This is a genomic window from Mycobacterium sp. NAZ190054 (assembly GCF_001545925.1).
Taxonomy (GTDB): domain Bacteria; phylum Actinomycetota; class Actinomycetes; order Mycobacteriales; family Mycobacteriaceae; genus Mycobacterium.
Map to the genome: position 1 here is coordinate 1 of NZ_LMVQ01000382.1, position 2624 is coordinate 2624.

General features: G+C 68.5%; 1 protein-coding gene and 1 pseudogene. Both read right to left on the minus strand.

What is annotated here, in order from left to right; translation table 11 throughout:
* Positions 1 to 213 precede the first annotated feature (213 nt).
* Positions 214 to 1641, minus strand: a complete 1428-nt coding sequence (locus tag ASJ79_RS22295) for a wax ester/triacylglycerol synthase family O-acyltransferase (protein WP_067960043.1) — start codon at positions 1639 to 1641, stop codon at positions 214 to 216.
* Positions 1642 to 1664: 23 nt separating this feature from the next.
* Positions 1665 to 2507 (minus strand): annotated as a pseudogene (locus tag ASJ79_RS22300) (protein adenylyltransferase SelO family protein); the annotation flags it as partial.
* Positions 2508 to 2624: the final 117 nt, after the last annotated feature.

Consider the following 2624-nt stretch of genomic DNA (forward strand, 5'->3'; position numbering starts at 1 on the left):
AGGCTCATGCACCGTCTGGGCCGCATCCCACCGATCGAATACGAGCAGGTCTACTACGCTACAAACACAGCCCACCCATCGGCTGCACACCAATAACCGAGTGTGTATCAAACCCGGGGCGCTTCACCCACCCAACTGGCAACCCCCACCCCAACACCACACCAACCCCGACCCCGACCCCGACGAACCCCCACCCTTCTGAGGGCTTGGGATTCACGCCTCGGAGGCGGCTTCCAGATCGGCGAGGGCCTCGCCGGTGAACACGGCCAGCCGTTGGAGATGCGGCAGGCGGTCCCGGCAGCCGACGAAGCCGAAGTTCACCGTGTCGGCGTAGCTCTGCAACGTGATGTTCAACGCCATGCCGTGGATCGGAATCGACACCGGGTAGGTCGCTTCGAGTCGAGACCCGTTGAAATACAACCGTTCCCGTGGTCCGGGAACGTTGGACACGCACAGGTTGAACGTGTACGGCCACGGCGGACTCACCCCGGTCAGCGCTCCGGCGATCTGTCCGCCGGCCGGGGCCAGCAGCGCCGCGCTGTAGGCGATGATCGCCGCCGACGACATGGACTGCAGCTGCGCCTTCGTCGCGCGCGTGGCCGCGGTGATCACCGACAGCCGTTCGAGCGGATCGTCGATGTCGGTGCCCATCGGCGCCAGCATCGCGCCCACCGCGTTGCCACCGCCCTCGTCGCCCTTCGGCCGCACATTGACGGGCAGGAACGCGATCAACGAACGCCCGGGCAGTTCGTCGATGTCGCGGAGGAACTTGCGCAGCCCTCCGCCGATGATCGCCAGCGCGACGTCGTTGATCGTCGAGTCGTGGTGCGCACTCAACTTCTTGAGCCGGTCGAAGTCGTACTGCTGGGTGGCGAACCGTCGGTTACGGCTGATCCGCGCGTTGAGGATGCTGTGCGGCGCCGACGCCGATCCGGAGATGTGTCGGTAGTCGCCGTCGCGTCGCAGCTGGGTGTTCACCAGGGCCGCGGTCAGGTCCAGCGCCGAACCCACACCGCCGGTCGCCGTGGAACCGATTCCGCCGAGCGTCCGCAACACCGTGGCCAGCGGGTTCGGCGACGGCGCGGCGTCCCCGGCGCGCCTGTTCCGCGTCGGTATCGGGATGTTGAAGAACATCCGGGCGTCCCGCGTCGCCGGGTCGTCGGACAGGCTCCGTCTCAGCATCCGCATGGCGCTGTAGCCGTCCAGCAGCGCGTGGTGGATCTTCATGTACAGCGCGAACCGGCCGCCCTCCAGGCCCTCGATGACGTGCAGCTCCCACGGCGGCCGGGTCAGGTCGAGGGGGTTGCTGTGCAACCGGGACACCAGGATGCCGAGCTCGCGTTCGTCACCCGGGCTGGGCAGCGCGGAGCGCCGGACGTGATAGTCGAAGTCGAAGTCCTCGTCGGTCACCCAGCTGTGCAGCGGGCTGAACTGGAGGCGCGGACTGGCCAGCTTGCGGTTCCACGGCGGCACCACCTCCTCGCCGCGCGCGTCGTCGATCAGACCGCGAAGGTAGTCGACCGACGCGTCCGCGGGCGGGGTGAACGGGAGCAGCCCGGCGACGTGCATCTTCGAACTCGACGTCTCGCCGTAGATGAACAGCAGGTCCTGCAGTCCCAGCCGAACACTCTTGGCGCCCACACGAGGCACGCTACGCGCGGCGGTCAGGTTCCACAGAAGGTTCGGAACGAGGCGCTGAACTCCTTCTGGCCGGGTTCGGCGTACCGCTCCAGCCCGGGCCGCTCATCGAACGGCGACCCGATCGCGGCGAGCAGACCGTGCAGTGGTTCCAGGTCCCCGCCGGTGGCCGCCCTCAGCGCTTCCTCGACGAGATGGTTGCGCGGGATGTAGACGGGATTGACGCGGTCCATCAGCTCCGGATCCGGCCCCAGCGCACGCCAGCGGGTCAGCCAGTCGTCGAACGCGGCGAGGTCGACGAACTCCCCGCGCACCGGCTCGGCGTCGCCGCGGGCCGCCGCCGCCAGCCGGCGGTAGAACGACGTGTGGTCGACCTGGCTCTGCTGCATCTGGGTCAGCAGCTGCTCGATCAGCGGATCGAGCTCCGGCGCCGAAGCTTCCGGCACCCCGAGCTTGGCCCGCATCCCGTCCGTCCACGCCGTCTCGTAGAGCTGCTGGAACGCGCCCAGCGACGCTTCGGCCATCGCGATCGCCTGTGTCGTGTCCTCGTCGAGCAGCGGCAGCAGCGCCTCGGCGAACCGCGCCAGGTTCCACAGCGCGACCGAGGGCTGGTTGCCGTACGCGTAGCGGCCCCAGCTGTCGATCGAGCTGTACACCGTCGCGGGATCGAAGGCCTCCATGAACGCGCACGGCCCGTAGTCGATGGTCTCGCCCGAGATCGTCATGTTGTCGGTGTTCATCACGCCGTGGATGAATCCGGCCAGCATCCACTGCGCGACCAACCGGGCCTGCACGGCGCTGACCGCCTCCAGCAGGGCGAGGTAGGGGCGCTCGGCGTCGGCCGCTGCGGGGTGGTGCCGTGCGCTCGCCGATGTTGACGAACAGGGAGTCGTCGTCGATGTTGAGCGGCTCCAGACCGGCGAGCCGGGTGGCCACCGGGATGTCCGGCACCTTCCGCGGCGGCTTACCCTCGACCACCTCGGCGA